Genomic DNA, 17,032 nt, shown 5'->3' with positions numbered 1-17,032 from the left:
TAGAAAGGTAAAATAGGATTAAATAATGGAGTTATGAAAAAGCTAGGGTTTGTCAATATTATTATTTTGTTATTAGTCTTTCATTCTGAAAGTTATAGCCAAATCGATTATGTTGACAGGGCCACAGTTTTAGGTATAACCTCTCATACCGGATTTTCTTCTTTTGGTGGTACAGGTGTAAGTTTTGCAGATTTCGATAATGATGGTTTTGATGACATTACGCTAGCGTCTAGCGTCAATGAACCTGTTCGGTTTTACAAAAATATTGATGGTTTTTTCTTCGTAGAAGTCGACTTTTTTTCAAACCCTTTGGCATATAATTATCAAACACGAAGTGTAACATGGATTGACTATGACAATGATGGTGATAAAGATTTATTCCTAACAAGTGATTCAGACGGTAATAGACTTTTTGAACGTCAGAATAATAATTTAGATGACGTTACAGTGGCTTCAGGCTTTCCTTTAGACAATCTGTTTACTTACGGTGCTTCATGGGGAGATATCAATAATGATGGCTGCATCGACGTGTATTTATCAAACAGAATTGGAAATACCACAATTACCAATTACCTATTTCAAAATAACTGTGATGGTACCTTCTCTGAAGTTACCGATAGCATAGGTCTTACTAATCAACCGGCACTAAGTTTTTGCTCTGGGTTTTTCGATATTAATAATGACGGATGGCAAGATCTCTATGTTGCTAATGATAAGTTTAAGCCAAATTATCTCTATAAAAATAATGGCGATGGCACGTTTACAGATATCAGCGAATCGTCGGGAGCTGACATCGTTATCGATGCAATGTCCGTCACTGTCGACGATTTTAATGCCGATGGATTTTTCGATATTTACATCACCAATACGCCTGCAACTATAAGTACACCAGATCCTGGATGTGTACTTTTGAAAAATAACGGAGACGATACTTTTACAAATATTTCTAGTACCTCAGGTACCGATCTCGATAGTTTTGCGTGGGGCTCCAATTTTCTCGATGCAGATAATGACAGTCATCTCGATCTTTACGTAAATACTATGTACACGGATAGTGATAGTTATCCTTCATATGCCTTTTATGAGAGTAATGGTGATGAAACCTTTGATGGTTCAGGATATTCGGGTTTCAGTACTAATTCATATCGCAGTTATTCATCTGCTATTGGAGATTATAATAACGATGGTCATCTCGAAATAATCGTCAACAATGACCTAGATACCAACCCGTGTCTATGGGAAAATATCGCTGTTAATACCAGAAACTACATTTCTGTTGCGCTTGAAGGCAACGTTAGTAACAAAGATGGTATTGGCTCTCTCATAGAAATTTCGATAAATGGAAATAAGCAATATCGACTCATTATGAGCGGTGAAGGGTATTTATCACAGAATAGCTATACGGAGCATTTTGGGGTGGACGTGGCAAACACTATTGATTACGTTAAAGTAAAATGGCTGAGCGGAATAGAGGACACTATTTTTAATGTTACGCCTAATCAAAAAATAACTATTGTTGAAGGATCAACCTTATCACTAGACGATCATTCGAATGAGTTTGCACTTCAATACTTTCCGAATCCTTGTAAAACAAAACTCAGTTTTAATTCGAACAGTACTATTAAAGTCATTACAATTTTAGACGAATTAGGTAGAAAGATCTCCCGAACTGAGTTCGATCAAAATGAAGTGACGCTCGATATTTCGTCTTACAGCAATGGAATTTATTTTGCTCAGGTTGAGGCCGATAATTTCCGTAAGAAATCTGTAAAGTTTATTAAGGAATAAACCAGGTTTGAAATCCATTCATATAACAACTTAGTATTACCTTTGTGACCTATGAAGGGTATTCAGTTTTCATTTATTATTCCGGTATTCAATAGGCCAGAAGAGATTCGTGAACTTCTCGAAAGTTTTTCAGCACTTGAAGGCAATCATCACTACGAGATTGTTATTGTTGAAGACGGATCGACAGAAACTTCAGAGGCGGTTATTTCTTCATTCAATACAAATTTGAATATATCCTATTATTTCAAAGAGAATTCTGGGCCAGGAGATTCTAGAAACTTCGGAATGAAAAGAGCAAACGGCAATTATTTTATCATTTTAGATTCAGATGTCATATTGCCTTCAAATTATTTAAATGAGGTAACCTCATTCTTAGATTCGACTTATTACGATTGCTTTGGTGGGCCAGATGCTGCACACGAATCGTTTACTAACCTTCAAAAGGCGATCAATTTTGCCATGACCTCATTTATAACCACCGGAGGAATTAGAGGCGGAAAACAGAGCGTTGAGAATTTTCAACCTAGAAGCTTCAATATGGGTTTATCTAAAAAGGCATTTTTAGACTCTGCTGGTTTTGGGAAAATTCACCCAGGTGAAGATCCAGACTTGTCATTACGTCTAAAGAAACTAGGATATAAAACAACGCTTATTGAAAATGCTTATGTCTACCACAAACGAAGAATTTCTTGGTCAAAATTTTATAAACAAGTTCATAAATTCGGATTGGTGAGACCTATTCTAAACCTATGGCATCCTAGATCAAAGAGTTTGGTGTATTGGTTTCCTACGCTGTTTTTATTGGGCTTAATAGTTTCAATAGGATTATTATTTTTTGGTATTAAACTGCCATTTTTACTCTATCTATTGTATTTTGTTATGGCCTTTGTATTGGCCTTAATTTCAACGAGGAATATTGGTGTAGCCCTTCAATCAATATTGGCCATACTTATTCAATTTAGTGGTTATGGCTATGGATTTCTTAAATCTACGATGAGTATATTCGTTTTGCGTAGAAATCCAAAAGAAGCATTTCCGAAATTGTTTTTTTAGATCGTTATGAATTCTAGAAGTAAATCGAACATATTTAAGAAGCTCAAGAAGCGTGATATTAATCGCTTCAGCATTTTTATGGCAATTGCTTTTGTGTTTTTACTAATTTCAAAGCTTTCAAACGATTATAAACAGCGGATAAAACTTCAAATTAATTTGGCTAATCTCGAAGAGGAGATTATTGTTAAACAAGATTCTTCAAACGTCATCGATATTTTGGTAGAGGCAAAAGGCTTTGCATTAGTACCTTATATTTTTAGTGATTATAAGGATATAGATATCGATTCAAAAGAGGATATTATTAATAGAGAGACCTATTTTATTTTCGATGTTAGAAAGCATCGTTATCTCATTGAAGAGCAACTAGGATCTTCGTATAAATTGCTTACAATAAGTCCGGATACACTTTTTTTGCCTTATTCTAAACGTGCATCTAAATACATCCCAGTCGTATTAAACTCGGATATTGAATATGCTACGGGGTTTGATATCAAAGGCAATTTTACGTTTGATGTAGATAGCGTTAAGATCGTTGGAGCAGAGGATAAGATACAGGGTATTAAGTCTATTCAAACACAACCTTTAAAACTTAACAAGGTCAGTAATCTTATTGATGAAGAGATTGATCTCATTGAACTAGAAGACATTGAAATTTTTCCAAAAGAGGTCCGTGTTAAAGCAGAGGTTCAGCGGTTTACTGAAGGTACTATTGAAGTTCCAATTACCATAACTGGTAAACCCGAAGACCTCAATTTAAATTACTTTCCCAAAACGGTAACAATTTCATACTATGTGGACCTTGAAAGCTATAGTTCCATTTCGGTCAATGATTTTGAAGTGCAATGTCATTACGACAAAGACAATGAAGGACAAACCTATTTTGAACCTAAGATTACAAAAAGCCCTAACTTTATTAAACGTTTAAGTATAAAACAAAAGCGCGTAGATTTCATTAAATTATAGCATGATAATTGTAGGACTCACTGGCGGTATTGGAAGTGGTAAAACCACCATAGGAAAGTATTTTGAATCTTATGGTATTCCAATCTATATTGCTGATAAGGAAGCCAAGGCCTTAATGAATCGATCGAAAGTTATTAAGCGTAAGTTGATTCAGATTTTTGGTGAATCTGCCTATAAAAATGGCCGATTAAATAGACCATATTTGGCTTCAAAGATTTTTAACAACAAATCCCTATTAGCTGAGATGAATGCCATAGTTCATCCTAAAGTGGCTTCACATTTTAAACGCTGGCTTAAAAGACAAGATGCTCCTTATATTATTAAGGAAGCGGCGATTATTTTTGAAAATAATTTAGAATATCAATACGATTATATCATTACCGTCATTACTGATGAAGATTTGAGGATTGAACGTGTTATGCAACGCGATGACGTAACTGCAGAAAAGGTTCAGTCAATAATTAGAAATCAACTGCCTGATAAGGAAAAGATTGAAAAATCCGATTTTGTTATTGAGAATAATGATCTAGAAACTTCAGCAAAACAAGCCTTCAAAATCCATCAAGAGATTCTTGAAAAATCAAAACAATCCTAGCCTTTCCGATTGTTAATGTAAGGTTAAACATAATTTGTGCTAAATGTTAAAATGTTAAATTTGGCTGATGGGTAAAAGACTATTCATCTTATTAGTGGTTTTAATGAGCTTATCGCTCATTGGTATCATCTTTGTGCAATCATTTTTTATAAACAACAGTTTAGAAAATGAGGAAAAGAATTTTACCCGTAGTGTTACGATTGCTCTAAGTTTTGTGTCGAGAGATATTCAAAACTACGAGATTAGAAAGTTTTATGGTTTAATTCAGCCTTATATCGCTGATGATAGAACTCCAGATTCAACGGCGTTACGTCAGCTTTATATTACTAGAGATGATATCGACAACGATAAAACTATTATTCATCGAAACACCATTTTAGAAGAGCGCTTTAGGGTGCCTTCCTTGTTCTTTGAAATTGATGCAGACAGTATAGATGTAAGTAATTTTACTAGCGAGCGCACCACCGATTATTACGACAGATCAACCATAGATGGTAATTTAGGAATAAAGCCAACTAAAAGTCTAGTAGAGTTTTCTAAGCTCACCGATCTCGATAAGCAGGCCTATGAAGACTCATTTAAGACCTTATTGCGAGATGTGCCCATTTATAAAAGAGTTACCGTAGAACAAGTAGAGAAATTATTAGAACGATCTTTAAAAGGAGAAGGCGTTGAACTCGATTTTGAATTTGCCATTTACGATGATGATTTGGCAACCAAAGTGCAAACCCAAAATTTCAGAAAGAGTAATGCGTTTTTTGGAATACCAATTTTTAGAGATAATAATAGTGAAAGTAATTACAGACTTTGGGTAGACTTTCCGGATAGGAAACAGTACCTATTATCTACCATACTTTGGATGATCGTATTATCAATAATCTTTACTAGTGTTATTATAGTTGCTTATTCTAGTGCGATTTATCAATTAATAAAGCAGCGTCAGATCTCACAGATAAAGACCGATTTTATTAATAACATGACGCACGAGTTTAAAACACCAATTGCCACGATTAACTTGGCTTTAGATGCTATTAAAAATCCTAAGATCATTGAAGATCAGGAAAAGGTGAAGCGTTATTTAGGAATGATCAAAGACGAAAACAAGCGCATGCATGCGCAGGTTGAGAACGTGTTGCGAATTTCTAAATTGGAGAAAAATGAACTTAACATAAGTAAGGAACGCTTAAAGTTACACGACCTAATTAATGATGCTGTAACACATGTTCAATTAATTGTTGAAGATCGTAAGGGTTACGTTAAAACACATCTCAATGCTGCTAAATCATCAGTTTTAGCTAACGATACGCATTTTACAAATGTGATCGTAAATATATTAGACAACGCGGTGAAATACTCTGAAGGCGCCCCAAAAATTGATGTTTATACCGAAAATATTGGGAATAACATTATTTTGAGAATAAGCGATCAGGGAAGTGGAATGTCTAAGCAAGTTGCTAAACGTGTGTTCGAGAAATTTTATAGAGAGCATACGGGTAACGTACATAATGTGAAAGGACATGGTCTAGGATTGGCCTATGTAAAACGAATGGTAGATGACCATCAAGGTCATGTATCAGTAGAAAGTGAAAAAGGAAAAGGCAGTACTTTTATTATAAGGATGCCATTAATATCATAAAAACGAATTATGGAAGAACAAAACAAGAAAATTCTTTTGGTAGAAGACGATCCAAATTTTGGAACCGTTTTAAAAGATTATTTAATGATGAACGATTACGATGTTGTCCATGCCAAAAACGGAATGGAAGGTTTTGAAAAGTTCAAGAAAGATGACTACGATCTATGTATCCTAGACGTCATGATGCCTTATAAAGACGGATTTACTTTAGCAAAAGAAATAAGAGAAAAGAACACCGATGTGCCAATCATTTTCTTAACAGCAAAGGCCATGAAAGAAGATGTTCTTAAAGGTTATAAAGTTGGTGCTGATGATTATCTTAACAAGCCATTTGATAGCGAAGTGCTACTTATGAAGATCAAAGCAATCATGCAACGCAAAGCTACCGACTCAGTTGCTGATAGTAAGCAGTTTGAATTTAAAATCGGAAGGTTTGATCTTAACTCTAAACTTCGTTTCTTAAAATTTGACGGTGGTGAACCAACAAAACTTTCACCTAAAGAAAATGAATTATTGCGTTTGTTGGCTCTTCATGAAAATGACTTAATGCCACGAGAACTAGCGCTAACCAAGATTTGGAGAGACGATAATTACTTCACCTCGAGAAGTATGGATGTATATATCGCTAAATTGCGTAAATATCTTAAACCAGATCCGAAAGTAGAAATACTTAATATTCACGGTGAAGGCTTCAGGCTGGTTATCAATAAAGACAGTTAATTATAAACTAATAATCCGGCCAAGTGCCGGATTTTTTATAGCTGCTCTTCGATATAATCAGTAATTGTATTTATATCAGTTTTGTAATTAAACCATTTAATACTTTCGTCTTTCCTAAACCATGTCAGTTGTCGCTTCGCAAAGCGCCGTGTATTCTTTTTTATTTCTGAAATCGCAAAGTCTAGCGTCATCGTTCCATCGAAATATTGAAACAACTCTTTATAGCCCACAGTGTTGAGTGCGTTCAAGTGCCTGAAAGGAAAAAGAGCTTTCGCCTCATCAATAAGACTATTATCTATCATGATATCCACACGCTGATTAATTCTATCGTAAATCTCAGCACGCTCAGCATCTAAACCAATGGAGATTGTTTTAAAAGATCGCTTTTTTTCAGGGTTAGTGAGAAATGAAGAGTAGGGTTTACTTGTGCCAATACAGATTTCTAAAGCCCTTACAACGCGTTGCGGATTATCAATAGCAATGGTTTGATATGCTACTGGATCGAGTACCTTGAGTTTTTCTTGAAGCGATTTTAGACCGTCATTTTGAAGCGTTTCATTTAAGTCTTCTCTGATGCTTTTATCCACATCAGGAAAGTCATCTAATCCTTTGGTAACGGCTTTTACATATAATCCTGAGCCACCAACCATAATAGCTAATTCATTTTGTTTATGGATGTCTTCGACGACCTTTATGGCATCGCGTTCAAAATCACCAACTGTATAATTATCATTTATTGATTTATGCTGAATAAAATGGTGTTTTGCGGCAGCTAATTCATCTTCTGACGGAACTGCAGTACCAATAGCCATTTCCTTATAGAATTGTCTAGAATCGGCTGATAGGATTTCTGTTTTAAAATGCCGTGCTAACTTAATACTAAGTGCTGTTTTACCTATAGCCGTTGGCCCAACAATCGAAATAAGATACGTATTAGTCATGAAGAGTATGTCCGCAGTTATGGCAATATTTGGCGTCGTCACTATGGTTACCAGCCAAGCAATTTGAACAAGATTGTGTATTTGTGTTTACAGACTTTGTACTAAATCGAGTCATTTCAGAAGAGACAATTCCAGTTGGGACTGCGATAATGGCGTAACCCATAATCATAATAACTGAAGCAATTAGCTGACCGAGTGGAGTGGCGGGAGCAATATCGCCATAGCCTACAGTTGTTAAGGTCACAATAGCCCAATACACACTTCTAGGTATACTTGTAAATCCACTGCCTTCTTCACTTTCAACTAAATACATGATTGTTCCAAGAATGACACATAGAATGACAACGAACAATAAAAACACACCAATCTTGGCGCGACTCATTTTTAATGCTCTTATGAAATTTGTGGAGGCTCCTATGTAGCGCGTTAGCTTTAATATTCTGAAAACTCTTAATAAGCGAAGTGCTCTGAGCGCCACTAATGAGTGTGTTCCAACGAAAATTAATGACAAATATTTTGGTATAGTTGACAGTAGATCGATAATGCCATAAAAACTGGTCACATACTTTAAAGGCTTTTTTACTGAAACGATTCTCGCTATATATTCAATGGAAAAAAGAATGGTTATAACCCATTCTGAAATGTTTAGAAAATCGTGATATTTTTCATCAAAGCTCTGAACACTTTCAAGCATTACAAAAAGAATACTTGCAAGAATAGCGATTAACAATACAACATCAAATAACCTTCCAGAAGGTGTATCTGCCTCATAGATAATTTCATGGAGTTTTGTACGCCAGGTATGTTTTGATGTGCCTTCCATGCTCTAAATGTACAAAAGAAATGTTAGTTGCCTAAATCTACAATTTTGAGCCGTTTGTTCTTACGCATATAACTTTGGATAATATGCTGAGTGTCTCTATTATTATCCATCGGCGTAATTAAAGATTCCAAGATATCGCGATTATTGATCTGATGATTGAGGTCGAAAAATCCAATACCTTTAAATACGCCATCAACAATAAGAATCACACTTTTCTCGTCGATATCTCTCCCGCGATCAATAAGTATCATGTCTTTATTATCGTACGAATTATTCTCAATAACAGCTTGGGCTCTCTTATTATAAGATTCTGGAGATTCATTAAGAACACATGCACCGTGGCATTGTTCTATTTCGTAATCAAAGCAACTCGTTTCAGATTTCTCTAAACCACACAACTTATTACAAAGCTCATAGGATTCTACCATTCGGTTCATAAATGAAACACCACTTTTCCTGTTGGTAAAGGTAGTGATAGGTTTCTGACCTTTTTTTATATGAGTTATTCTTAAGTTGATATAGCCGTTTTCATCTGTAAAACTATACAAGCCTTGGGTGAAATTATTTCTTTTAAGTGCTCTATTTAGTAACGGTTTGTTGGTTTTAATTTCTTCACTTTCCTTCAGAAGTGCCACAAGCTCGCTCCCGGTTTTTTCATAAGTCACTGCTGCAACCTGAACCTGAATTTTCTTTGATTTTGAATTTTTATTGGTGAAGTGCTGTGTTATTCGTTTTCTAATATTGTTGCTTTTACCTATATAAATAATATTGCCATTGGCGTCATGAATATAATATACGCCAGTATCACTGGGTAATTCTTCAATAATATCTTTTAGGTTAGGGGCTAAGGTTGATTTTTTTTCAATTCGAATCGCTTGTTTAATGATGGTCTTATCCGAATCTTTATTCAATAACATTTTGAAAAGCTTCACGGTAGCTAATGCATCACCATTGGCACGGTGTCTATCACTAACCGGAATTCCGAGTGCTCTGGTTAACTTGCCTAAGCTGTAAGATTCCATATCAGGAATGAGTTGTTGCGACAATTCCACAGTACATATAGTTTTACGTTTGAAAGCAAAACCTAACCTGCTGAATTCAGTTTTTAAAATGCGATAATCAAAATCTGCATTATGAGCCACAAGAATGGTGTCTTCGGTAATTTCTACAATACGCTTGGCAACTTCGTAGAATTTAGGTGCATTTCTGAGCATGTGCGAATTGATTCCTGTTAGGTTGACAACGAAGGGTTGAATTTCGCGCTCAGGATTCACCAACGAAATAAACTGATCTACAACTTTATGTCCATCATAGCGGTAAATGGCAATTTCTGTAATACCTTCTTCATTGTACTTGCCACCTGTAGTTTCTATGTCAATAATTGCGTAAATATCGAATCGTTTTAATTGCTGTAATTCCTTGCTCCAAAGATATTACTTCCTACGCGGATCATAGTACTACCACATGCAATGGCTAATTCATAATCACCACTCATTCCCATACTAATAATTTCAGGTTGGAAGTTGGTACTTTCAAATTCTTGAAAATTTTGAAAAGTCTGGTTCAGATAATTAAATTCGTTTTCAACCTGAGCCATATTATTGGTAAACGTTGCCATTCCCATTAATCCTTTAACTTTGATATGTTCTAATTGCAAAAATTCTTCGGAATTCAACATCCAGTGGGCATCGGCTTCCGACATACCAAATTTACTGTCTTCTTCTGCAATTTTAATTTGAATCAAACAGTCTATCACTCTGTTATGTTTTTTAGCTTGCTTGTCTATTTCAATTAATAGCTTAAAACTATCCACGCCATGTATTAAACTCACAAACCCTGCCATATATTTTACTTTGTTACGCTGTAAATGACCAATCATGTGCCATTCAATGTCTTTAGGCATTTGCTCGTATTTCTCAACCATTTCCTGAACTTTGTTCTCGCCAAAGATGCGCTGACCAGAATTATAGGCTTCCATAAGGTCGCTAACAGGCTTGGTTTTTGAAACAGCAACTAGGGTAACCTCGTTTGGTATTCTCGATGTTATCTTCTGAAGATTTTCACTAATACTCATAGATCGTAATTCCACTTCGTAATTTAGGTAATATATAGGTGCTTTTTGGTGGCATTATAAGGCCTTCGTCTGCAATTTCCTTCATTTGCTGAACGGTGGCAGGACACATACCAAAACCTACTTTAAATTCGCCACTATCAACACTACTTTTAATGGTGATCATTTCGTGTTTCCCATGAACATATTCAATCCTACTGTCGTTTCTTAGATCTTCAATGCCTAGTATGGGTTGTAAAATGGTTTTGTAGAGTAATTGTGCATCGAGCTTATCTAATGCAGTCTGAAATTTGTAGTTCGTTTTTCTTAAGTAGAGTGAATAAAACTCACCGTCCAAATACATACTAAAATGATGTGGTTTAGAAGGATGATAAGGTACAGAACCTCTATTGTCTATTCTGAATTTAGCGTCGAGTTTAATTAAGAATTCTTCCTTAGTTAAACCATTTAGGTCCTTAATCAGTCTGCTAAACTCTTGAATCACTAGATCCGATTCAGGAATTAGATACGACATGAAAAAGTTGTAAGTTTCAGTACCGTTGTGCTCAGGATTCTTTTGTTTTTCGTCCTGATAAAGTAAAAATGACGATGCCGATCTGTGGTGACCATCAGCGATATAGATGGTTTCCATTTTCTTGAATTCTTCTTGAACAATCGCTATTGTTTCGTCATTATCAATTTTCCAAAGATAATGGGTATCGCGATAGGTCATAGTAAACTCAAACTCTGCATGCGCTTTTTGAGTGTCTTTTATAATATCGGAAATAACACTATTATCTGGATATGTCAGTAAAACAGGCTCAGCGTTAAACCCAACCGTCTGAAGATAATTTTTGAAGGTTTGCTCGCGCTTCGCAATAGTTTCTTCATGTTTTTTAATGACATCTCGCTCGTAGTCTTCGGCGCTTGTGGCTGCAATTATTCCATTGAATTCTTGCTTATGTCTATTGACAATTTTGTAAACATAAAGCGATGGTTTTTTATCGGTTACAAACACACCATCTTCTTTAAATTCCATATAGCGATTCCTCACAAGTTTATAGCGCTCATTACCAGTAACCTCTTGAGAATATTTATAGCCCGGATTTACGATATGAAGAAAACTGTACGGATTGTAATCCATACGAGACTCGCGCTCATCAACCGTATAACTTTGATAAGGTCTTGCGGCTACTAAACCAACGATTGCTCGTGTCGGTTTTACTGCTTTAAATGGAATTATTTTTGCCATATTCTAAGTTTTCAGTCGCAGTTATCAGTTTTTAGAAATAAATGTAAACTGACTACTGTCACTGCCTACTTTAAAAACTGCTTCGCAATTTTTTCAGCCTTTCTACTTTCTGAATAATCATAAAATCCTTCACCCGATTTCACACCGAGTTTTCCTGCTCTTACCATATTAACTAACAATGGACATGGTGCATATTTCGGATTTTTGAAGCCGTCATACATCACGTGAAGTATGGACAAACAAACATCGAGCCCTATGAAATCTGCTAATTGCAATGGCCCCATAGGATGCGCCATTCCTAATTTCATAACCGTATCGATCTCTTCAACGCCAGCAACACCGTTATAAAGAGTTTCAATAGATTCGTTGATCATTGGCATCAAAATACGATTGGCAACAAAGCCTGGATAATCGTTAACCTCAGTCGGAATCTTGCCAAGTGTTCTCGATAACTCCATGATGGTATTCGTTACTTCATCACTAGTATTGTAGCCTCTAATGATCTCAACTAATTTCATGATCGGAACTGGGTTCATAAAGTGCATCCCAATTACCATATCAGGGCGTGAGGTCACAGCTGCAATCTGAGTAATCGATATTGAAGAGGTATTTGTTGCTAAAATGGTGTCGTCCGGACAAGCCTCATCTAGCTGCTTGAAGATCTTCATTTTCAAGTCCACATTTTCAGTAGCGGCTTCAACCACTAAGCTCGCATACTCTACACCTTCAGAGACATCTGTATATACTGTGATATTATTTAATGTTGCCTCTTTATCGGCTTCGGTAATTTTCTCCTTGGCTACCATACGATCCAAGTTTCTCGAAATGGTATCTACACCTTTTTTTAGGGCAGCCTCGCTAATATCTATAAGTTGAACTTTAAATCCAGATTGTGCAAAAGTGTGTGCAATTCCATTTCCCATGGTTCCTGCTCCAATTACAGCTACGTTTTTCATTTAATAAAAATTTATTGGTATTATGAAACTTCCAAATTAATGGAAATTAAAACTGATTTATGATCATTGTTGCCACGCGTAACGCCTCGGTACCATCATGAAGTGTTACTATTGGCTTTGTATTGTTATTAATGGCGTCTGCGAATGTTTCTAATTCGTCTAAGATGGCGTTGTTACTTGCTATTTCAGGGTTGTCGAAATAAATCTGCTTTTTTACGCCTTCTGCATTTTGAAGAATCATATCGAAATCACCCGGATTTTCAGGTGCATCCTTCATTTTTACGACTTCACATTTTTTCTCAAGAAAATCAACAGAGATATACGCATCTTTCTGGAAGAAACGAGTTTTGCGCATGTTTTTAAGTGAAATTCGACTAGCAGTTAAATTGGCTACGCATCCATTTTTGAACTCAATGCGGGCATTGGCGATATCTGGTGTCTCACTTACTACCGAAACGCCACTTGCTGAAATATGTTTTACCGGTGAATTCACCACACTTAAAATAATATCTATATCGTGAATCATAAGGTCGAGAACCACAGGAACGTCAGTGCCACGTGGATTGAATTCAGCCAAACGATGGGTCTCAATAAACATGGGGTTGTCGATCTTGTCTTTTACAGCTAGAAACGCAGGGTTGAAGCGTTCAACATGTCCAACTTGTCCTTTAACACCATGCTCGGCTACTAATGTTCTGATGGTTTCAGCTTCTTCAACGGTATTAGTTATTGGCTTTTCAATAAAAATATGCTTGCCTTTTTTAATTGCTTTCTTTGCACAGTCGTAATGCGAAAGAGTAGGTGTTACAATGTCAACCACATCCACAGCATCAATTAGTGCATCGATGGAATCGAAGTAAGTATAGCCAAATTCATCGGCAACGCGTTTTGCATTTTCCGGGTCAGCATCATAAAAGCCAACAAGTTCATATTTATCTGATTGATTGAGTAATCTCAAATGAATTTTTCCAAGGTGACCAGCACCAAGAACACCCGCTTTTAGCATGTTTTTCAATTTTTAACAAAAATAGGCGTTTTGCATGAAAAATTTCAAAAAGGAACTATAAAAAACTGTGAATTCAATAATTGAAATTTGGGTAGGATTTTGCTTTTCTTTGAATTAATTTTGTGTGAAACTAAACTAAATTTTGAAAGATACATTTAAGCATAAAGGAATGCGTCAACAACTTGTTGATTCGATTAGAGAACATGGTGGTATTAAGGATGAAGCTGTACTAAGCGCTTTAAATAAAGTTCCACGACATCTATTTATGGATTCAAGTTTTATTGATCATGCTTATGTTGATAAAGCCTTCCCGATTGCGGCTGACCAAACGATTTCTCAACCTTATACTGTAGCGTTTCAAACTGAATTGTTAGATGTGAAATCAGGAGATAAGATCTTAGAAGTTGGTACAGGTAGCGGATACCAATGTGCGGTTTTAATAGAACTAGGAGCAAAGGTCTATAGTATAGAGCGTCAGCAAGAACTTTTTAAAAAGACCTCTAAGTTTCTTCCAAAAATTGGATACAGGGCCAAAAAATTAGTTTTTGGTGATGGCTATAAAGGGCTGCCAGAGGAAGCGCCATTCGACGGTATTATTGTTACTGCAGGAGCACCGTTTGTGCCTACGCCACTTTTAAGCCAACTTAAAGTGGGAGGGCGATTGGTTATCCCCGTAGGTGACGATGTTCAAACTATGACCCTCTTCATTAGAAAAGGGCCAAAAGAGTTTGAAAAACAAGAGTTTGGTAAATTCAGATTTGTTCCACTTTTAGAAGACAAAAACTAATTTGTCACTTTATTAAAAGCGTCTTTGCCACCAACAATCGGTAGTGTTAAGGTGGTTTTATCTAATTCAATTGTCAATTCTGTACCTGCTTTCGGATGGATGGTAAAATCCTGATCACTCGAAAAGATCATCAAACCTATTTGTTGCCCGGCCTTAATGATCTGATCGTCTGGTTGTAATTCAAAATTGACGGTGTAAGATTTCCCCGGAACCAGATCTTCCTCATTCGTTAAGGATTTATAATTTTTAGGATCTGCCCAACCACGTGTTATGATATTATCCGTTATCTTTTTGGCATTATCATCCCATGGTAATGACACTAGCCAAACTGATAAATTTGCGGCCGGTTGATTACAAGAAAGCGTTATACTAACCTTCGGAACACCAGAAATATGAAGGTCTTCCTTCAGTATTGGCGTTGCATACATCAATCTATTTTTTGAACTCGATTGCTTAGCCAATTCCTTGCCAGAAATAGAAACATTATCTACAAGCGTTTCACTTGTGGAAGCTGTAGAATTAAGAGTCAATCCGCCTATTCCGTTTCCTCCAGGCGTAAGATTAAAGGTCACTTCTTTCGCTGCTGGATTTGGATAATCTAAATAAGCTGTTGGCTGCTGTCTATCGTCGTATTCTCTAACAATGTACGCTTTATTTTCTTCCTTATCCACACCGTTGTCTATACCATGTAGATACTTTGTAAACCACTTGTTCATCATTGAGGTTGGTGGTGGACCACCATGTCCATTTTGGTGGTAATAAATTTGATGCGGTAATCCTTTTTCTTTAGCTGCTTTGTAAATGCGGTAGCTATGCTCTGGCATCACATTCCAGTCATTAAAACCGTGAGACATCAATAAGGCAGCTTTCATGTTATCCATTTGATTGAGGTAATCTCTACCTTCCCAAAATTCATTGTAATCTCCAGTTTGTCTATCCATTCCGTTCATCATTTCAGTATCACGAACGGTCTTGTTATTATATTCACGTTTAGATTCGTCGCCACTGTGGATAAAATCATAAAGCACATCTATATCTTCACCAAGATAGCCGCCAGGAGAACGCACTAAACCGTTTGAACGATAATAATGATAATAAGACGTATTAGGTGCAATTGGAATGATTACTTCTAACCCTTCAACGCCAGTAGTTGCCGCTGCTAAAGGTAATGTGCCATTATATGAAGTTCCTGTCATTCCAACCTTACCAGTCGACCAATAAGCTTTGACTTCCTCATCGCCATTGCGCTCGGTGTAACCTTTTGCACGTCCGCACAACCATTCTATCACAGCCTTCGGAGCTAAAGATTCATTTGGTCCTCCAACCGTTGGTGCACCATCTGAAAGTCCAGTTCCAGGAGAAGACGAATGTACCACAATGTAGCCTCTAGGCACCCACTTTCTTAGGTGAGAATTTGAAATGATAGGACGTTTACCACGTCGTTGAACTTCGGGATGTGTGCGTTCTTTAGATTTGCCCCCAAGTTCCCGTTTAACATCCCACATAATACCTGGAACATCACCCGCAACACCAGCAAAGTATGGACTCGTAACATAGATCACTGGCAGTTGTAATCCTACAGTTTCTGTTTGATTTGGTCGCGTTACAGAAACATGCATTCGGTCTAGATCTCCATCACCATCCGTATCAAATTCAGTTTCAACCCATAGATCGTGGCGCAACCAATTATCTGGATTGCTAAAGGCCTCAACAATTTGAGCTTCGCCATCCTTAAAAACAGGTTGGGCTTTTACGGTTGAATTTTGAGCACAGCTTAAAATACTAAATGCAAGGGCTGCGATTAATAATGAATTGGATTTGATAGTGAAGTATTTCATCTTATAAGTTTTTTATAAAAATAAGGAGTATCGCTTAGTCCTCAAATTCTTTAAGATAAGTTTCAGATTAAACTTGTTTGGATTTAGGTATTAATTTTTAGGAAGGTAGTCTTCAGGAATTGGGTTGGCCTTCGATTCTTGCATCCAAAAGATGTTGATGATCCACCAACGTTCACCGTCATTCATTAATTGTATGCTGTTAATACCTCGCATAAATGGTTCCTTGTCGTCTTTTTTTCGATAGGATTCATAAGTGCTAAACACTTGCGTAATATTTCCGAAGGTATGTGTTTCACGGTTGAGTTCAACTTCGTGAAAACCATTTTCTAATAACCATTTTCCAGAAGATTGAATATAATCATCTGGAGTCATATAACGGGCGACATGTTTACCTTCAGGAGATTTACCGCTCGGAATTAATTTTGCATCCTTGTGAAAAAGATGTTTGAACAATTCCCAATCGCGCTCTACACCAGCATCTCCAGAAATCACATTGTATAAGGTTTCTATGGTACTATCTAAAGTTGCTACGTTGTTTGAATAGTCGTTGGTGTCTTCTTGGGCATGGATTGCTAATGTTAAGAGCATAAAGCCTACTATTAATTTCTTCATGAAAGCTATTTT

At 36.4% G+C, this 17,032-nt stretch carries 16 protein-coding genes; 7 read left to right on the top strand and 9 right to left on the bottom strand.

What is annotated here, in order from left to right:
- Positions 1-33: 33 nt before the first annotated feature.
- The 6 genes from DDY94_RS05235 (at position 34) to DDY94_RS05210 (ending at position 6,755) form a co-directional block, all read left to right on the top strand.
- On the top strand, positions 34-1,788 hold the full coding sequence (locus tag DDY94_RS05235; RefSeq protein WP_111682985.1) for an FG-GAP-like repeat-containing protein: 1,755 nt from the start codon (positions 34-36) through the stop codon (positions 1,786-1,788).
- 51 nt (positions 1,789-1,839) lie between these two features.
- Positions 1,840-2,841: a glycosyltransferase gene (locus DDY94_RS05230; protein WP_111682984.1), complete on the top strand. Its 1,002-nt coding sequence runs from the start codon at positions 1,840-1,842 to the stop codon at positions 2,839-2,841.
- Positions 2,842-2,919: 78 nt separating this feature from the next.
- Positions 2,920-3,804, top strand: coding sequence for a YbbR-like domain-containing protein (locus DDY94_RS05225; RefSeq protein ID WP_157957254.1), 885 nt, complete (start codon positions 2,920-2,922; stop codon positions 3,802-3,804).
- A 1-nt stretch (position 3,805) separates the two neighbouring features.
- Complete coding sequence (gene coaE, locus DDY94_RS05220) at positions 3,806-4,399, top strand: dephospho-CoA kinase (RefSeq protein ID WP_111682982.1); 594 nt, start codon at positions 3,806-3,808, stop codon at positions 4,397-4,399.
- A gap of 67 nt (positions 4,400-4,466) precedes the next feature.
- Complete coding sequence (locus DDY94_RS05215) at positions 4,467-6,035, top strand: sensor histidine kinase (protein ID WP_232817821.1); 1,569 nt, start codon at positions 4,467-4,469, stop codon at positions 6,033-6,035.
- A 9-nt stretch (positions 6,036-6,044) separates the two neighbouring features.
- A complete protein-coding gene (locus DDY94_RS05210) occupies positions 6,045-6,755 on the top strand; it encodes a response regulator transcription factor (RefSeq protein WP_111682981.1) in 711 nt (236 codons plus the stop codon).
- 35 nt (positions 6,756-6,790) lie between these two features.
- On the opposite strand, the gene miaA is transcribed toward DDY94_RS05210, so the two are convergent.
- From miaA to DDY94_RS05175, 7 genes are all read right to left on the bottom strand, one after another.
- The gene (gene miaA / locus DDY94_RS05205; protein WP_111682980.1) at positions 6,791-7,696 is read right to left on the bottom strand and encodes a tRNA (adenosine(37)-N6)-dimethylallyltransferase MiaA; all 906 of its coding nucleotides are present in this window, start codon (positions 7,694-7,696) and stop codon (positions 6,791-6,793) included.
- Complete coding sequence (locus DDY94_RS05200; protein WP_111682979.1) at positions 7,689-8,519, bottom strand: ion transporter; 831 nt, start codon at positions 8,517-8,519, stop codon at positions 7,689-7,691. The genes miaA and DDY94_RS05200 overlap by 8 nt, the downstream gene beginning before the upstream one ends.
- A gap of 23 nt (positions 8,520-8,542) precedes the next feature.
- On the bottom strand, positions 8,543-9,910 hold the full coding sequence (locus tag DDY94_RS05195) for an exonuclease domain-containing protein (RefSeq protein WP_111682978.1): 1,368 nt from the start codon (positions 9,908-9,910) through the stop codon (positions 8,543-8,545).
- An 11-nt stretch (positions 9,911-9,921) separates the two neighbouring features.
- Positions 9,922-10,593, bottom strand: a complete 672-nt coding sequence (locus tag DDY94_RS05190; RefSeq protein ID WP_111682977.1) for a YggS family pyridoxal phosphate-dependent enzyme — start codon at positions 10,591-10,593, stop codon at positions 9,922-9,924.
- Positions 10,583-11,821: a DUF1015 domain-containing protein gene (locus DDY94_RS05185; protein WP_111682976.1), complete on the bottom strand. Its 1,239-nt coding sequence runs from the start codon at positions 11,819-11,821 to the stop codon at positions 10,583-10,585. Before DDY94_RS05185 ends, DDY94_RS05190 begins: the two co-directional genes overlap by 11 nt.
- Positions 11,822-11,886: 65 nt before the next feature.
- Positions 11,887-12,777, bottom strand: a complete 891-nt coding sequence (locus DDY94_RS05180; RefSeq protein ID WP_111682975.1) for a 3-hydroxybutyryl-CoA dehydrogenase — start codon at positions 12,775-12,777, stop codon at positions 11,887-11,889.
- 46 nt (positions 12,778-12,823) lie between these two features.
- Positions 12,824-13,783 carry a Gfo/Idh/MocA family protein gene (locus tag DDY94_RS05175; protein WP_111682974.1) on the bottom strand — a complete coding sequence of 320 codons (960 nt, stop codon included), beginning with the start codon at positions 13,781-13,783 and terminating at the stop codon, positions 12,824-12,826.
- 142 nt (positions 13,784-13,925) lie between these two features.
- Here DDY94_RS05175 and DDY94_RS05170 point away from each other — a divergent pair, with 142 nt between their 5' ends.
- The gene (locus DDY94_RS05170; RefSeq protein WP_111682973.1) at positions 13,926-14,570 is read left to right on the top strand and encodes a protein-L-isoaspartate(D-aspartate) O-methyltransferase; all 645 of its coding nucleotides are present in this window, start codon (positions 13,926-13,928) and stop codon (positions 14,568-14,570) included.
- On the opposite strand, the gene DDY94_RS05165 is transcribed toward DDY94_RS05170, so the two are convergent.
- Positions 14,567-16,408 (bottom strand): Xaa-Pro dipeptidyl-peptidase, encoded by a 1,842-nt coding sequence (locus DDY94_RS05165; protein WP_111682972.1) that lies wholly within the window; start codon positions 16,406-16,408, stop codon positions 14,567-14,569. The two genes, DDY94_RS05170 and DDY94_RS05165, sit on opposite strands and share 4 nt — an antisense overlap.
- 90 nt (positions 16,409-16,498) lie before the next feature.
- The gene (locus DDY94_RS05160) at positions 16,499-17,020 is read right to left on the bottom strand and encodes a nuclear transport factor 2 family protein (RefSeq protein WP_111682971.1); all 522 of its coding nucleotides are present in this window, start codon (positions 17,018-17,020) and stop codon (positions 16,499-16,501) included.
- Between the last annotated feature and the right edge of the window lie 12 nt (positions 17,021-17,032).

The organism is Winogradskyella tangerina, assembly GCF_003260205.1.
Lineage (GTDB): Bacteria > Bacteroidota > Bacteroidia > Flavobacteriales > Flavobacteriaceae > Winogradskyella > Winogradskyella tangerina.
Note: the sequence above shows the minus strand (reverse complement) of the source record. Positions and strands in the feature narration are given on the sequence as shown.

Coding starts and splice junctions, on each gene's coding strand:
- DDY94_RS05160 (WP_111682971.1), bottom strand. CDS start 17,020: ATGAAGAAATTAATAGTAGGCTTTATGCTCTTAACATTAGCAATCCAT.
- DDY94_RS05215 (WP_232817821.1), top strand. CDS start 4,467: ATGGGTAAAAGACTATTCATCTTATTAGTGGTTTTAATGAGCTTATCG.
- DDY94_RS05210 (WP_111682981.1), top strand. CDS start 6,045: ATGGAAGAACAAAACAAGAAAATTCTTTTGGTAGAAGACGATCCAAAT.
- DDY94_RS05165 (WP_111682972.1), bottom strand. CDS start 16,408: ATGAAATACTTCACTATCAAATCCAATTCATTATTAATCGCAGCCCTT.
- miaA (WP_111682980.1), bottom strand. CDS start 7,696: ATGACTAATACGTATCTTATTTCGATTGTTGGGCCAACGGCTATAGGT.
- DDY94_RS05175 (WP_111682974.1), bottom strand. CDS start 13,783: ATGCTAAAAGCGGGTGTTCTTGGTGCTGGTCACCTTGGAAAAATTCAT.
- coaE (WP_111682982.1), top strand. CDS start 3,806: ATGATAATTGTAGGACTCACTGGCGGTATTGGAAGTGGTAAAACCACC.
- DDY94_RS05230 (WP_111682984.1), top strand. CDS start 1,840: ATGAAGGGTATTCAGTTTTCATTTATTATTCCGGTATTCAATAGGCCA.
- DDY94_RS05185 (WP_111682976.1), bottom strand. CDS start 11,821: ATGGCAAAAATAATTCCATTTAAAGCAGTAAAACCGACACGAGCAATC.
- DDY94_RS05235 (WP_111682985.1), top strand. CDS start 34: ATGAAAAAGCTAGGGTTTGTCAATATTATTATTTTGTTATTAGTCTTT.
- DDY94_RS05180 (WP_111682975.1), bottom strand. CDS start 12,777: ATGAAAAACGTAGCTGTAATTGGAGCAGGAACCATGGGAAATGGAATT.
- DDY94_RS05200 (WP_111682979.1), bottom strand. CDS start 8,519: ATGGAAGGCACATCAAAACATACCTGGCGTACAAAACTCCATGAAATT.
- DDY94_RS05225 (WP_157957254.1), top strand. CDS start 2,920: ATGGCAATTGCTTTTGTGTTTTTACTAATTTCAAAGCTTTCAAACGAT.
- DDY94_RS05190 (WP_111682977.1), bottom strand. CDS start 10,593: ATGAGTATTAGTGAAAATCTTCAGAAGATAACATCGAGAATACCAAAC.